This window comes from Dactylosporangium fulvum (assembly GCF_025137375.1).
Lineage (GTDB): Bacteria > Actinomycetota > Actinomycetes > Mycobacteriales > Micromonosporaceae > Dactylosporangium > Dactylosporangium fulvum.
The window spans coordinates 6,105,817-6,119,630 of sequence record NZ_CP073720.1 but is presented as its reverse complement, the minus strand read 5'-3'; the positions used below and the strand labels follow the sequence as shown (position 1 = coordinate 6,119,630).

The window sequence follows — 13,814 nt, the reverse complement described above, 5'->3', positions numbered from 1 at the left end:
ACCGCCCGCATTCCGGGGGCCTGGCGGGGCAGGCGGTCGCATACCGGTCGGGGGTAACCGACATGCGCAAACGGAAGGCGGGCGACGCGGGGTGTCGAGGTGTTCAGGGGTTGGCCAACTCCTACGCGGACCATATTCGCTCCGTCCACCAAAAGAAATACTGTTTGGCCCCAAACTTTCGGTCACCATCGACAAAAGTATGAATCTCCCGTGCGAAAGCCCGCGTCGGTGCAGGTGGGGCGGGGTTGCCGCGCGGTGCCGGGCGCCGGTTTCAAGATATTGACGTGCGACGCAGCGTGATCCTGTACGCCGCCGATACGGCGAAACGCGAACGGCAGTCGCATTGACTCGAAAGCAACAATGCGAAATGCCACGTAGCATTTCGCATTATTGCTTTCCTGGTGATCGGCGCAGCACATTGATGCGCCGCGGACGACCACCGGTGCGGGGTTCCGGTCGCCGAAGACGGTCGTCGTGCCGAGGCCTGTCCGCTTGGCGAAGAAGCGGGCGGAGCGCGTGATGCGCCCCTTCCCGTTGTTCACCTCTTGCATGTCCGGCGTGCGTTTGCGGCTGCGGCGGCGGTCATCCGATGTCCCGAGCGTGGTTGCCCAGGGTGAGGACGCCTGTGGGGTGCGCGATGAGAGGGGCAGCGGGTGCAGCAGTCGAGGTTCGTCTTCTTAGCGCTGGCCTTGGCGGCCGTCGACGACGACGCTGCGGCCGAGGCCACCACCTGGATGCTGGTCTCGCCGAACAACCGGGCGCTGGGCAGAGCGGCCCGCACGTTCGACACGTACGCGGCGAGCCGCGAGGCGGTCCATCAGCTGCGTGAGCGGTTCGCCGGGGCGCAGAGCACGGTGGCCGCGGTCGAGGCGACCGGCCAGTGGGTGTGGCGCGTGGACGTCGCCGGTGTTGTGACCGCCGTCTCCAGCCGCTCGTACCTGCGGGCCCGGGAGTGCCACTACAACCTCGACCGGTTCCTGCACGCGGTGCCCGACGCGCTGGTCGTGCCCGGCACGCGGACGGTGCGCGGGGGCCGTCTGATCGCCGGTGAGACGGCCGTGTTGCCGGTGCCCGGGGCGCCGGGTGCGCGGCGTACACCGCGGCCCGGTGTGCGGCGGCTCCACGCGCCGGCGCCGGTGGAGCCACCCGCATGACGACTGCGACCACGATGCTGCCGACGGAACCGGCCGGGCCGGCCGAGCCGGGGCAGGCGGACGCCGACGCGCCGCGCCGGATCAAGGCCCGGCCGGCGCCGGCGGACGTCGTCTTCCGGTTCGCCGCGCGCTCGGCCGGCGCCGCCGTGCTGGCCGTGGCCCTGCTGGTCGGGTCGTTCCTGGCCTACCGCGCCGGGCGCGCGCTCGGCGTGGCGAAGTGGGGCTTCTTCACGACCGAGCGCTGGGAGCCCGACGAGTACTCCGGCGGCTTCGGTATCGCGGCCGTGCTCAGCGGTACCGTCGTCATCGCCGTCATCGCGATCGCGTTCGCGGTGCCACTGGCGGTCGGTGCCGCCCTCTACATCAGTGAGTACTCGCCGCGTCGCATCCGCCGCGGCCTGGTGAGCCTCGTGGACCTCATGGCCGCCGTGCCCAGCGTCGTCTACGGGCTGTTCGGGGTCTTCCTGTTGCAGCCCAACGCCATCCACCTGTCCCGCTGGCTCGCCACGTACCTCGGCTGGATCCCGTTCTTCCGGGTGAGCGACTACGACGTGACCAACCCGCTGTCGAGCATCACGGTGTTCACCGCGTCGAGCTTCATGGCCGGGATGGTCGTGGCGATGATGGTGACCCCGATCGTCTGCTCGATCTCGCGCGAGGTCTTCGCGCAGGCGCCGGTGGGGGAGCGGGAGGGCGCCTACGCGCTCGGCGGCACCCGCTGGGGAATGATCCGCACGGTGGTGCTGCCGTACGGCCGGGGCGGCATCATCGGCGGCGCGATGCTCGGCCTCGGGCGGGCCCTCGGCGAGACGATCGCCGTTTACATGATCATCTCGCCGGTGTTCGAGATCCAGTGGCACGTGCTGCAGACCGGCGCGATCTCGGTGTCGTCGCTCATCGCGCTGCGCTACGGCGACGCCGGCGAGTTCCAGATCTCGGCGCTGATGGCGGCCGGGCTGGCGTTGTTCCTCATGACGCTGCTGGTGAACTTCGCCGCCTCGATCATCATCGGGCGCAGCCGGTCGGGAGCCGCGTCGTGACGGCCGTCGACGATCGCGACACCGCCGCGCTGCCCCGGCACGCGGCCCCCGAGCCCGCCGGCGGCACGACGGTCGTGGCGCCGGCGGGCCCGCAGGTACCGGAGGCGCGCCGCGACGTGATCGCCGGGCGGCGCACCGACCGGCTCAACGTGCTCGGCGCCGTCGCGGCCGCGATCGGCTTCACCGCCCTGCTGTTCGGCCAGATCGCGCCGTTCGACGGCAGGCTCGGGTTCGTCGTCGTCGCCGTGGCGGTGTTCGTCGTGCTGCTCGCGCTGCTGACCTCGCTCACCGAGGACGGGCCGGCGGTGCGTGACCGGGTCGCCGCGGCGGTGGTCACCGGCATCGGCCTGGTCCTGCTCGGCGTGCTGGTGCTCGTCGTCGGCTTCACGTTCTGGCGGGCCCGGGACGCGCTGACGCACCTCAACTTCTGGACCACCGACATGCGTGGGGTGGCGCCGGACGCCCCGCTCGACAAGGGCGGCGTGCTGCACGCCATCGCCGGGACGCTCGAGCAGATGGGCATCGCGCTCGGGCTCACCGTGCCGCTGGGCATCGCCTGCGCGGTCTTCCTCAGTGAGGTCCCCGGCCGGTTCAGCCGTTTCGTGCGCACCCTCGTGGAGGCGATGACGGCCCTGCCGTCGATCGTCGCCGGCCTGTTCGTGTACGCCAGCTTGATCCTGCAGTTCGGCGCGCCGAAGTCGGGCCTGGCGGCCGGGATCGCGCTCAGCGTCATGACCCTGCCGATCATCATCCGCGCCGCCGACGTGGTGCTGCGGCTGGTGCCGGCGACGCTGAAGGAGGCGTCCTACGCGCTCGGCTCGTCCCAGTGGCGCACGGTCTGGCACGTCGTGCTGCCGACGGCGCGTTCGGGCCTGACGACCGCGGTCATCCTCGGCACGGCCCGGGGGATCGGGGAGACGTCGCCGGTTCTGGTGACCGCCGGGTTCACCCAGTGGATGTCGCTCGACCCGCGCAGCGGGCCGCAGGTGTCGCTGCCGCTGCAGGCGTTCAACAACGTGCGGTTCCCCCAGCCGGAGATGGTCACCCGGGGATTCGGCGCGGCGGCCGTGCTCATGCTGCTCGTGCTGGTGCTCTTCGTGGCCGCCCGGATCGCCGGCGGCCGCGGCCCCGGCGAGCTCAGCCCGCTGCAGCTGCGCCGCCGCGCCGTCACCTCGGCGCTGGACGCCCAACGGTTCGCGCGCCGCCGCGCCGCACGTACAGCCGAAAAAACCGAACGTCCCGAGGAGAACGATCATGTCGTGTAGGGCCCGGCTGGCCGTGGTGGCGGTGCTGGCGGCGCTGGCCGGGGTGGTCGTCGCACCCGGCGCGGCGCTGGCGGCGTCGTACGTGCCGATCAACGGGGCGGGTTCGACGTGGAGCGAACCGGCGGTGACCGCGTGGGCGGGCAACGTCGCGCAGTTCAACATGCAGGTCGGCTACTCCGGCACCGGCTCCACCGACGGGCGCAAGCAGTTCGCCAACGGCAAGGTCGAGTTCGGCATCTCCGAGATCCCGTACGGGCTGCCGGACAGCGCGACCCGCGACGTCGACTCGCCGCCGACCGGCCGTGGTTACGCCTACATGCCCATCGTGGCCGGCGGCACGGCGTTCATGTACAACCTCACCATCGGCGGCCAGCGGGTCACCAACCTGCGGCTGTCCGGCGACACCATCGTGAAGATCTTCACGAACAAGATCACGTACTGGGACGACCCGGCGATCAAGGCCGACAACCCGAAACTGGCACTGCCCAAGCGGAAGATCATCCCCGTCGTGCGCTCCGACGGCTCGGGGACCACGGCGCAGTTCACGCTGTGGATGAGCAAGCGCTACCAGGCCCAGTGGGCAGAGTTCTGCCGGGCCAACGGACGCACCCAGTCGCCGTGCGGGCTGACCTCGTACTTCCCCGTGATCAGCGGCAAGAACGTCGGGCAGAGCGGCTCCACCGGCGTGGCCGGCTACGTCGTCCAGCCGCAGTACGAGGGCGCGATCACGTACGTCGAGTACGCGTACGCGATCGGCAACAACTTCCCGGTCGTGAAGCTGCTCAACGAGGCGAAGTACTACGTCGAGCCCACGGCGAACTCGGTCGCGGTCGCCATGACCCAGGCGAGGATCAACGCCGACCTGACGCAGAACCTCGACGCCGTGTACACGCACACCGATCCGCGCGCGTATCCGCTGTCGTCGTACTCGTACATGATCCTGCCGACCGACGAGCGCATGGGCATGAACACCGCCAAGGGATACACCCTGGCCTCGTTCGCCTACTACTTCCTCTGCAAGGGCCAGTCCCAGGTGGTGACCCTGGGCTACTCGCCGCTGCCGAAGAACCTCGTCGAGGAGGGCGTGAAGCAGGTCAAGCGGGTCCCCGGCAACGCCGACGCCGCGTTCGACATCAGCAAGTGCGCCAACCCGACGTTCTCGTCGGACGGCACCAACCTGCTCGCCGTCAACGCGCAGCGGCCGCCGGACTGCGACAAACAGGGCCCGGACCAGTGCGCCACCGGCACCGGTGGCGCGCCCGCGTCGACCCGGCTCAGCGGCGGTGGCGGCGGCACCGGCAGCCAGTCGCCCGGCGCTGCCGCACCGTCGGCGTCGGCGTCCGTGATCGTCGACCCGGACACCGGCGAGACGATCGCCGCCGGCGGGGCCGGTGGCGGCAGCGGGAGCGACGTCGCGGGAGTGCCGGTGTCACTGGACCGGGCCGGCTCCTGGGATCTGCGCCGGGTGCTCATGGTCGTGGCCGGGGTCCTCCTCCTGGCGCTCATCGTCGGCCCGCCGCTGCTGGCCCGCTCCCTCGGCCGCACCGGATCCGGCGGCGGTGACCGGTGAACGGCCTGCCGCGCGACGGCGTGGCCGTCCGGGCCCGCCGGCTGGTCGGTGTCGCGGTCCTCGCCGGCTGCCTGCTCGGGCTGGTGGTCCGCGGCGGCCCGGCGACGGCGGACGACACCTTCGCCCCGCCCCTCGGCATCGACGTGCCCACCGCGTCGGCGGTCGAGGTGAAGTTCACCGAGGGGGACTTCGCCGGCACGACGATGACCGTGTCGCAGACCCGCGAGCTGGGCAACCAGGGCATCACGATCGCCTGGAAGGGCGCGCCGCCGACGCCGCCGGAGACGCTGGGCCAGAACGTGTTCAGCCTCATGCAGTGCTGGGGCGATCCCGACGCCGCCGATCCAGCCCCGCACGTGCCGGGCCGGCCGGACCCGTTCTGGGCGCGGGAGACCTGCCAGTTCGGGTCGCTGCTGGAGACGCCGCTGTGGGGCGACGCGAACGCGCCGGGCGGCGGCACGATCCGCAACGTCGGCATCGGTGCGCGGCCCGACCCGAAGGAGACCCTGCCACCGGACGCGGTCATCGCACCGTTCCGGTCGGTCAAGGGCGACCGGATCGGCAGCGGCGGCCCCTCCGACCCGTACCCCGACGGCATGTCGTCGCAGACCGGCTCCGACGTCGTCATGGCGCGCTTCTTCGACAAGTACAAGACCAACGAGGTGCCCTACGGCTTCACCGCCGGTGACGGCACCGGCCGGGTGGTGTTCGAGGCACAGACCGACGTCCAGGCGCCGTATCTCGGCTGCGGCCTGCCGGACCCGGCCGGCGTGATCCGGCCGTGCTGGCTCGTGATCGTGCCGCGCGGCCACCACGACCCGCTCGACGGGCGGAACCTGACCGGCACCGGCCTGCCGGTCAACGGATCCCCGCTGACCGCGAGCCTGTGGCAGCACCGGGTCAAGGTCCGGCTGGACTTCCGTTCCGTCAACACGCCGTGCGGCATCGGCCAGTCCGAGCGGGCCACGATCGGCTCCGAGATGATCGCCCCGGCCATGCGGGCGTGGCAGCCCGCCCTGTGCACCCGCCAGGGCGGCACCGTCTACGGCTACACGCCCAACGGCGACGACGTCACCGCCGCGCAGCTGCGCCTGCCCGACGAGGACGCGCCGGGGCTGGGCTTCACGTCCAGCCCGGCCGCCGCACGTACCGGCGGCCCGCCGCTGGTGCACGCACCGGTGGCACTGTCGTCGGTGGTCATCGCCTTCAGCATCGACCACCAGCTCGACCCGGGCGCCGACGCCGGTGCGGCGGCGCGACTGAGGGCCAAGCAGGTCAACGGACTGCGGCTCACCCCGAAGCTGGTGGCCAAGCTCCTCACCGCCTCGTACCAGCGCGACGTGCCCGGCGGTGACACCGCGCCGCACCTGCAGCACAACTACCGCACGATCCTGGCCGACCCGGAGTTCCGCGCGATCAACCCCGACTTCGTGCTGTCCAAGCTCAACCGCGACATCCAGCCGCTCATGCTGCCGCTCAACGGATCCGCCGCCAACCGCGCGGTGTGGGCGTGGGTGCTGGCCGACAAGGCGGCGCGGGACTTCCTGGCCGGGGTGCCCGACCCCGAGGTCAAGGACGACCGGACCGGACGGGTGTACCGCATGGTCGTCAACACGTACTACAAGGGGCTCGGGCTGGAGGGGCCGGTGCCGGACCGCTTCCCGAAGGCCGACACGACCTGCACGCAGCCCAACAAGGAGCTGGTGCCGGAGCTGCAGTCCTGCCTGCTCAACAAGGCGCCGTACACCGCGTCGATGACCGCCGGGGCCCAGCAGACGCTGCGCGCGGACACCCGCTCCGAGGTCGAGTTCGACATGCAGAAGTGGATCGACAGCAACAAGCAGGTCGTCACGCTCAAGCGCGCCGACCCGCAGCAACCGGGCAACCGCTGGGTCATGGCGATCACCGACTCCGCGTCGGCGGCCCGGTTCGGGCTGTACTCCGCCAGCCTGCTCAACGGCACCAACCCGGCGGACCCCGGGCAGTACATCGCCCCGACCCGCCAGTCACTGCTGGCCGCCGTCGGCGCGATGCAGCCCACCTCGAACCCCGACGTGCTGGCCCTCGACCCCGCCGTGCACCGGCCCGGCGCCTACCCGCTCACCATGCTCACCTACGCCGCCGTCGACCCGAGCCGCTCCGCAGCCGCACGCGAGGACTACGCCAGGTTCGTCGAGTACGCCGCCGGGGACGGCCAGCGGGAGGGCGACAACGTGGGCGACCTGCCGCCCGGGTACGTCCCGCTCCCCGACGACCTGCGCGCCAAGGCACGCAGCGCCGCGGTCGCCATCCGCCGCGGCTGGACCCCGCCGGCGACCACCGAGCCGGCCGCGGCGCCGCCCGGCACGTCGGGGACCGTCCCGGCGAACGGCTCGGTGCCCTCCGCCGCGCCGCCGAGCCCGCGGCCCAGCGGCAGCACCGTCGCCGTGCCCGTCGCACAGGCCACGCCCGGCGATCCGGTCGGCTGGTTGCAGCGGTACCTGTTGTCGATCGTCCTCGGCGCCGGCCTGCTGGCGCTGACCGTGGGCCGGATCGCGGTCGTGTACGCGCGACACCGCGGCCGGTCCGGCTGAGTTCATCCGGCCTACATGTTGGCGACCCACGTCGCACGGAACGGTTGCGAACGATGAGCTCGGCTCAAGTCCCGAACCCCGAAGGGGAGAACGCATGAAGGTCCTGACCTTCGGCAAGGCACTCGGCGTCGGCTGCGCCGTGGCCGCCACCCTCCTGGCCACCGTGGCCACCGCCGCGGCCAACCCGCCGGCCGGCGAGTACCGGCAGCTCGCCGGCGTCGGCTCGGACACCACCCAGGACGCCCTCAACGGCCTGGGCGAGACGATCACCGTCAGCGGCGCGAAGGTCATCGCGTCCTACGACGCCCGGCCGGCAGGCACGATCAAGACGAAGTCGACCGGCTGCGAGTTCCCGCGTCCGGACGGCTCCGGCGAGGGCCGCAAGGCGCTCAAGGCGGCCGAGAACGACGGCGGCAACGTGTACCAGGGCGTCAACGTCACCGGCTGCGTCGACTACGCGCGCTCGTCCAGCTACGGCGGCGGCTCGTCGCCGCAGACCACCGGCAACTACACCTACGTCCCGTTCGGCGTCGACGCCGTCTCGTTCGCCGTGAATGAGGAGAGCGACCTGCCGACCAGCCTCACCTTCGTGCAGCTGCAGCGGATCTACCGCTGCCTGACCACCGTGATCAGCGGGGTTCCGGTCAAGCCGCTGCTCGTACAGCCCGGCTCCGGCACCCGGCAGTTCTGGCTGAGCAAGATGGGTATCGCCGAGGCCGACATCGCCAACGGTGACTACCCGTGCCTTGTGCAGACCGTCAACGGCCAGCAGATCCAGGAGCACGACGCGCGGGTCCTGGCCGGCCACAACGACTACATCGTGCCGTTCTCCGTGGCGCAGTTCATCGCGCAGGGCAACGCCGCGGCGATCCGGACCCAGACCGGCGTGACCGTCGAGGACCGGCGCGGCACCTCGCGCATCGGCCGCGTCAACGGCCTGCAGCCGATCGTCGGCGGCAAGCTCAACATCAACTTCCGGCCGCAGCTGATCCGCGACGTGTACAACGTGGTGCCGACCCGCCGCCTCGGCGAGCCGCTCATCGCCAACACGTTCGTCGGGCAGAGCTCGGCGGTCTGCACGAACCGGGCGCTCATCGAGCTGTTCGGCTTCGGCTACCGCACCACCGACGGCGCCACCCTGTTCGAGGCCGCCTGCGGTTCCACCCAGCTCAAGGCCGCGTCCTGACCCCGTATCCCGCACCGTGACCCGGGCCGGGTGTCCCCTGTGGACACCCGGCCACCGCCATGCAGCAGAGAGGACCGACCATGTGCAGCGTTCGCGCCGCCGTCCGCGCGGTGCCGGCCGTCCTGGCGGCCGCGCTCCTGGCGTTCGTGGTGCCCGCGGCCGTCGCGCCCGACCCGGCGTCGGCGGCGCCGCTCGGCACGCTGACGCTCAGCCCCACCGGCGGCAGCGTGACGGCCGACCCGATGTTCACGTCGGCGACCGCCTCGGCCCCCTGCCCGGCCGGCTACGGCACGAACGTCGGGCTGAGCGTCGGCAAGGCCGGCGCACCGACCGGCGCGTACGTCTCGCTCGCCCAGGTGGCCAGCGACGGGCCCTACGACACCGCGCCGCCGACGCTGGGCGCCAACCGCTCCCTCGTGGCGGCGTTCCGCGGCGCGCCGGTGACCGACGGCGCGTACACGGTCATCATGAGGTGCGTCAGCGAGTCCCAGGGCGACCATCCCGACGTGTTCTCGGTCGGCATCACCGTCAGCGCCGGGCAGTGGACGGCCACCGGCGGCGGCCCCGGCCCCACCGGCGAGCCGACCACACCGCCGTCCGGCGGGGCCGACGCCCGCGTCACGATCACCACCGAGATCGGCCCGGGCACCGCCACGAGTTCCTCCGCGCCACCCGGCAGCAGCGGTCCGCTGCCCCGCACCGGCACGGACGTCGTGCGGATCGCCGTGCTGGGCGCGGCCCTGGTGCTCACCGGTGCCGCGATCGTCTGGGCGGTGCGCCGCCGGTGGCCCGCGTGACCGCCGTGGTTCCCGCGCCGGCCGCCGCACCGCTTCCGGAGCCGCCGGCCGGGCCCGTCGCCCCACCGGCCGGCGGGCCCGCGAGCCCGCGCGCCGGCGGGCCGGACCCCGCGCGGTCCGGATCGGGGCTGCACGTCGCCGGCAGCGCCCTCACCGTCCTCGCGCTGCTGCTCGTCGGCTTCACCGTCCAGGTCACGCTGCTGTCCCAGCTGCGCCACGCCCGCAGCCAGCAGACCGCCTACGCCGACTTCCGGGCCGCCCTCGCCGAGGCCACCGCGCCCGTCGGGCAGACCGGCCAGGACGGCGCCCTGCTCGCTCCGGGCACCGCCGTCGCCGTCCTACGCATCCCCGCGCTCGGCGTGCGGCAGGTCGTCTTCGAGGGGACCGCGGGCGGCGTGCTGCAGGCCGGGCCCGGCCACCGCCGCGACACCCCGCTGCCGGGGCAGCCCGGCACCAGCGTCCTCATGGGGCGCCGCGCCACGTACGGCGCACCGTTCGCGGAGCTGTTCCGGCTCAACTCCGGCGACGAGATCCAGGTGGTCACCGGGCAGGGGGAGTTCTCGTACCGGGTCCTCGGCGTCCGGCACGCCGGCGACCTCGCCCCGCAACCGCTCGAGCCGGACCGGAGCCGGCTGACGCTCATGACCGCCGACGGCCCGATGTTCTTCCCCACCGACGTGCTGCGCGTCGACGCCGACCTGACCGACGGGTCCGCGCCGGCACCGGCGCCCCCGCGCAGGCTCACGTTCGCCGGGCTGCCCGACGCCGAGCAGGCCATGGCGGGCGACCCGGCCGCGTGGATGCCGCTGGTGCTGTGGGCCCAGGCGCTGTGCGCCGCGGCGTTCGCGATCACCTGGGCACGCCGCCGCTGGGGTGCCGTGCAGGCGTGGGTGGTCGGCGTGCCGGTGCTCGGCGCGGTCGGCGTCGCGACCGCGGACACCGTCGCCCGCCTGCTGCCCAACGTGTTGTGACACCTGCCGAGACCGTTCGAAGGAGACCGACGATGACGATCGCCGCACCCGACCTGACCATGACCACCGCGGCGAGTCTCGACGCCCGGGCCGTCTCGGCCTGGTTCAGCGGGCACAAGGTCCTCGACCGGGTGTCGCTGCACATGCCGGCCGGCCGGGTGACCGCACTCATCGGCCCCTCCGGCTGCGGCAAGTCCACGTTCCTGCGGATCCTCAACCGGATGCACGAGCTGGTGGCCGGCGCCGAGCTGGCGGGGGAGGTGCTGCTCGACGGTGTCGACCTCTACGATTCGGCGCGGCGCATCACCGATGCCCGCCGCCAGGTCGGCATGGTGTTCCAGAAACCCAACCCGTTCCCGGCGATGTCCATCTACGACAACGTCCTCGCCGGGCTGAAGCTCACCGGCCGGCGCGCCTCCCGGCAGACCCGGGACGACCTCGTCGAGGAGTGCCTGACGAAGGCGGGGCTCTGGCACGAGGTCGCCGGGCGGCTGCGCTCGCCGGGCGGCGCCCTGTCCGGCGGCCAGCAGCAGCGGCTGTGCATCGCGCGGTCGCTGGCCGTCCGGCCCCGGGTGCTGCTTATGGACGAGCCGTGCTCGGCGCTCGACCCCACCTCGACCCGGCGCATCGAGGAGACCATCACCGAGCTGTCCGCCGAGGTCACCATCGTCATCGTCACGCACAACATGCAGCAGGCGCAGCGCGTCAGCCAGTACTGCGCCTTCTTCCTCGCCGAGCAGGGCACCCCGGGCGTCATCGTCGAACACGGCCCGACCGAGGCGATGTTCGGCGCGCCGCGGGACCGGCGCACCGCCGACTACGTCCACGGCCGGTTCGGCTGACCGTGGCCCGTGCGGTGTCACCGCGAATTTGCCTGGCGCATGTCCGGCGTAAGAGTTGGCCTGCCTCCCGGTCCACACCGCGCCGAAAGCCTGATCCGGCAACGCGAGACGCTTCTGACGAGCGGAGGAAGTGATTCATGAAGGGTCCGAAGTCCCTGCTGGCCGGTGCGGTCGTCATGGCCGCCACGGCCACCGTGGCGGTCGTCGGCCTGGCCGCGCCCGCGCACGCCGCGGACCTGGGCACGCTGACGCTGTCACCGACCCAGGGCCTCACCACCACCAACCCGGCGCTGTCGGCCACCACGTCGGCGCCGTGCCCGGCCGGGTACGGCACCAACGCGGGCCTGAAGATCGGCAAGGTCGGCAGCGGTGACTACCGCAACCTGGCACGGGTCGGCGACGCCGGCAACTACGACCAGGCGGTGTTCACCCTCGACGCCAACCGGGCGCTCACGGCCGCGTACGGCGGGACCCCGCTGGCCGACGGCGACTACGAGATCGCCGTGCTGTGCACGAGCGAGACCCAGGGTGACCACCCTGACCTGTTCAAGACGGTCATCACGGTCACTGGCGAGTCGTGGCAGGTGAAGGGCAGCGGATCCACCGCTGCCGACACCACCACCTCGCTGACCGCCGGCCCGGCCGGCCCGCAGGTCGCGGGCACGCCGGTCACGCTGACCGCGACGGTGACCCCGGCCGCGGCCGGCGGCACCGTCGAGTTCCGTCGTGGTGCCACGTCGATCGGCACCGCGCCGGTCACCGGCGGGACCGCCACCCTCACCGTCAGCAACCTGCCGGTGGGTGCGCTGTCGCTGTCGGCGGCGTTCGTGCCGGCGAACCCGGCGGCCTACAAGCCGTCGGCCTCGGTGGCCCTGCCGTACACCATCACCGCTCCGGCGGGCACCATCACGAGCGAGCAGACCATCACCGGTGACATCGCGCCGGGCGCGTTCTCGCTCAACGTGGCCGGCACGAGCGTGGCCCTCACCGGCGGCACCGTCGGCGGCCAGGCCACCGGCTCGCTGAACAAGGCGACGGTCGTGGACCTGCGCGGCACCAACGCCGGGTGGGACCTCGTCGGCCAGGTCGGCGACTTCACCGGCGCGGGCACCATCCCGGGTTCCAACCTCGGCTGGGCTCCGTCGTCGACGAAGGCCAGCGGCTCCGGTGCGGTTGTCACCGGCGCCACCGCCGCGCCCGGGGCCGGCTCCGGTCTCGGTGACCCGCGCACCCTCTGCAAGGCCGCGTCCGGCAGCAGCGCCGGCACGTTCGAGTGCGGCGCCGGGCTGACCCTGGTCGTCCCGGACAACGTCGCGCCCGGCACCTACAGCGCGACGTTGACCCTGACGCTCGCCTGATCGACCCGTTCCACCCCGGGGTGCGGCCCGCGACGGGCCGCACCCCATCGCCCGCCGAGGAGGCTGTCGTGGTCGCTGTCCGTCGCGCGCTCGTCCTGGTCGCGCTGCTGCTGATGCCGGTACTGCTCGTGCCGGCCACGCCGGCCGCGGCGCAGAACGACGACCTGCGGTGGGCGGTGATTCCGTCCGGTCCGCAGGGGCCGAACGGCCGCGGTGCCTTCGAGTACGAGGCCAAGCCCGGTGACGTCATCGCCGACACCGTCGGTGTCTCCAACCTCACCGACCAGCCGATCACGTTCACCGTGTACTCCACCGACGCGTTCACCAGCGCCGACGGTGCCTTCTCGCTGTTTCCCGCCGCCACCCCGCCCAAGGACCTCGGCACCTGGACGGACCTCACGCCGAAGTCGTACACGGTGCAGCCGAAGACGCGCGCCGACATCGCCTTCAAGCTGACCGTCCCGCTCAACGCGACGCCCGGCGACCACGCCGGCGGCATCATCGCCTCGGTCGTCGAGCAGCAGACGACGGCCCAGGGCCAGCAGGTCAACGTCGACCGGCGCATCGCGGCGCGGATCTACCTGCGGGTCGCCGGCCCGGTCACGCCGACGGTCCAGGTCGAGTCGCTCACCGTCGGGTACGAGGCGCCGGCGCTGCCGTTCGGCACCGGTGACCTCGTCGTCACGTACCGGGTGAAAAACGCCGGCAACGTCCGGGTCCACGGCACCGCCCGGGTGCGGGCGACCGGCCCGCTCGGCGTGGGGCTCGGCGACGCCGCCGAGGTCACGGTGCCGGAGTTGTTGCCCGGCGCGGAGTTCACCGTCCAGAAGCGGATCCCGGGCGTCCGGTCGCTGGGCCGCCTCACCGCGTCGGTCACGGTGAACGCGGAGGCGAAGGAGGGCCGCCTGCCGGTCGCGAGCCGCAGCGCCTCGGTGTGGGCGTCCCCGTGGGGCCTCGCGGGCCTGGTCGTCCTGCTCGCCGGCGCGGCCGCCCTCGTGGTGCGGTGGCGCCTGCGCCGCCGGTCGGCCGGCCTGCGGTAGGGCTCGACGTCGCGGTGG

The 13,814-nt window shown here is 72.8% G+C and carries 12 protein-coding genes; 11 read left to right on the top strand and 1 reads right to left on the bottom strand.

Annotation, left to right across the window (positions count from 1 at the left end):
- Positions 1 to 182: 182 nt before the first annotated feature.
- Positions 183 to 551, bottom strand: a complete 369-nt coding sequence (locus tag Dfulv_RS28730; protein WP_259856693.1) for a hypothetical protein — start codon at positions 549 to 551, stop codon at positions 183 to 185.
- A gap of 102 nt (positions 552 to 653) precedes the next feature.
- Between Dfulv_RS28730 and Dfulv_RS28725 the strand changes: the two genes are divergently transcribed.
- The 11 genes from Dfulv_RS28725 (at position 654) to Dfulv_RS28675 (ending at position 13,796) form a co-directional block, all read left to right on the top strand.
- The gene (locus tag Dfulv_RS28725) at positions 654 to 1,154 is read left to right on the top strand and encodes a hypothetical protein (protein ID WP_259856691.1); all 501 of its coding nucleotides are present in this window, start codon (positions 654 to 656) and stop codon (positions 1,152 to 1,154) included.
- Positions 1,151 to 2,194 (top strand): phosphate ABC transporter permease subunit PstC, encoded by a 1,044-nt coding sequence (gene pstC / locus Dfulv_RS28720; RefSeq protein ID WP_259856688.1) that lies wholly within the window; start codon positions 1,151 to 1,153, stop codon positions 2,192 to 2,194. The genes Dfulv_RS28725 and pstC overlap by 4 nt, the downstream gene beginning before the upstream one ends.
- Positions 2,191 to 3,459, top strand: coding sequence for a phosphate ABC transporter permease PstA (gene pstA / locus Dfulv_RS28715; protein WP_259856686.1), 1,269 nt, complete (start codon positions 2,191 to 2,193; stop codon positions 3,457 to 3,459). Before pstC ends, pstA begins: the two co-directional genes overlap by 4 nt.
- On the top strand, positions 3,449 to 5,029 hold the full coding sequence (locus Dfulv_RS28710) for a phosphate ABC transporter substrate-binding protein PstS (RefSeq protein WP_259856685.1): 1,581 nt from the start codon (positions 3,449 to 3,451) through the stop codon (positions 5,027 to 5,029). Before pstA ends, Dfulv_RS28710 begins: the two co-directional genes overlap by 11 nt.
- Complete coding sequence (locus Dfulv_RS28705) at positions 5,026 to 7,602, top strand: hypothetical protein (RefSeq protein ID WP_259856684.1); 2,577 nt, start codon at positions 5,026 to 5,028, stop codon at positions 7,600 to 7,602. The genes Dfulv_RS28710 and Dfulv_RS28705 overlap by 4 nt, the downstream gene beginning before the upstream one ends.
- A gap of 94 nt (positions 7,603 to 7,696) precedes the next feature.
- Positions 7,697 to 8,788, top strand: a complete 1,092-nt coding sequence (locus tag Dfulv_RS28700) for a substrate-binding domain-containing protein (protein WP_259856683.1) — start codon at positions 7,697 to 7,699, stop codon at positions 8,786 to 8,788.
- 80 nt (positions 8,789 to 8,868) lie between these two features.
- Positions 8,869 to 9,585 (top strand): hypothetical protein, encoded by a 717-nt coding sequence (locus Dfulv_RS28695; RefSeq protein ID WP_259856682.1) that lies wholly within the window; start codon positions 8,869 to 8,871, stop codon positions 9,583 to 9,585.
- Positions 9,582 to 10,556: a sortase gene (locus tag Dfulv_RS28690; protein WP_259856681.1), complete on the top strand. Its 975-nt coding sequence runs from the start codon at positions 9,582 to 9,584 to the stop codon at positions 10,554 to 10,556. The genes Dfulv_RS28695 and Dfulv_RS28690 overlap by 4 nt, the downstream gene beginning before the upstream one ends.
- A 32-nt stretch (positions 10,557 to 10,588) precedes the next feature.
- Entirely contained in the window at positions 10,589 to 11,398 is an 810-nt protein-coding gene (locus tag Dfulv_RS28685) for a phosphate ABC transporter ATP-binding protein (protein ID WP_259856678.1), read from the top strand.
- A gap of 137 nt (positions 11,399 to 11,535) precedes the next feature.
- Positions 11,536 to 12,756 carry an Ig-like domain-containing protein gene (locus Dfulv_RS28680; protein ID WP_259856675.1) on the top strand — a complete coding sequence of 407 codons (1,221 nt, stop codon included), beginning with the start codon at positions 11,536 to 11,538 and terminating at the stop codon, positions 12,754 to 12,756.
- A gap of 68 nt (positions 12,757 to 12,824) precedes the next feature.
- Positions 12,825 to 13,796 (top strand): DUF916 domain-containing protein, encoded by a 972-nt coding sequence (locus Dfulv_RS28675; RefSeq protein ID WP_259856672.1) that lies wholly within the window; start codon positions 12,825 to 12,827, stop codon positions 13,794 to 13,796.
- Positions 13,797 to 13,814 lie beyond the last annotated feature (18 nt).